We start from the raw sequence: 1,109 nt of genomic DNA, 5'->3' as shown, positions 1-1,109 counted from the left end.
CCGCCTTCACGGATGGCGAAGCGCAGGCCTTCTTCCATCGCGATCGGGTTGATCAGCTTCACGGTGATGCTGACGTTGTCGCCAGGCATGACCATTTCCTTGTCCTTGGGCAGCTCGATCGCGCCGGTCACGTCCGTCGTACGGAAGTAGAACTGCGGGCGATAGTTGTTGAAGAACGGCGTGTGACGGCCGCCTTCGTCTTTCGACAGCACATACACCTCGGCGGTGAAGTGCGTGTGCGGCTTGATCGAACCCGGCTTGCACAGCACTTGGCCGCGCTCGACGTCTTCGCGCTTCGTGCCGCGCAGCAGCACGCCCACGTTGTCGCCAGCTTGACCCTGGTCCAGCAGCTTGCGGAACATTTCCACGCCGGTGCAGGTGGTCTTGACCGTCGGGCGGATGCCCACGATTTCGATTTCTTCACCAACCTTGATCACGCCACGCTCCACGGCGCCGGTCACCACGGTGCCGCGACCCGAGATCGAGAACACGTCTTCGACGGGCATCAGGAAGGCACCGTCCACGGCGCGCTCGGGCGTCGGGATGTAGGTGTCCAGCGCGTCGGCCAGCTTCATGATGGCTTCTTCGCCCAGCTTGCCCTTGTCGCCTTCGAGGGCGAGCTTGGCCGAGCCGTGAATGATGGGGGTGTCGTCGCCAGGGAACTCGTACTTGTCGAGCAGCTCGCGCACTTCCATTTCAACGAGTTCGAGCAGCTCGGCGTCGTCGACCATGTCGCACTTGTTCAGGAAAACGATGATGTAGCCCACACCCACCTGGCGTGCCAGCAGGATGTGCTCACGCGTCTGGGGCATCGGGCCGTCGGCGGCCGAGCACACCAGGATGGCGCCGTCCATTTGAGCGGCGCCCGTGATCATGTTCTTCACATAGTCGGCGTGACCGGGGCAGTCGACGTGTGCGTAGTGGCGGTTGGCCGTTTCGTACTCGACGTGCGCGGTGTTGATCGTGATGCCGCGGGCCTTTTCTTCAGGCGCTGCGTCGATCTGGTCGTAGGCCTTGGCTTCGCCGCCGAACTTGGCCGACAGCACCGTAGCGATCGCAGCCGTCAGCGTGGTCTTGCCGTGGTCGACGTGACCGATCGTGCCCACGTT

The 1,109-nt window shown here is 63.2% G+C and carries 1 protein-coding gene; it reads right to left on the bottom strand.

From position 1 onward, the window contains the following. On the bottom strand, positions 1-1,109 hold a 1,109-nt coding region (tuf, locus tag ACSFBM_RS33940; protein ID WP_435488320.1), incomplete at both ends, for an elongation factor Tu.

This window comes from Variovorax pasteuri (assembly GCF_051216435.1).
Taxonomy (GTDB): domain Bacteria; phylum Pseudomonadota; class Gammaproteobacteria; order Burkholderiales; family Burkholderiaceae_C; genus Variovorax.
The sequence above is the reverse complement of the archived record's forward strand: the minus strand, read 5'-3'. Positions and strand labels throughout refer to the sequence as shown.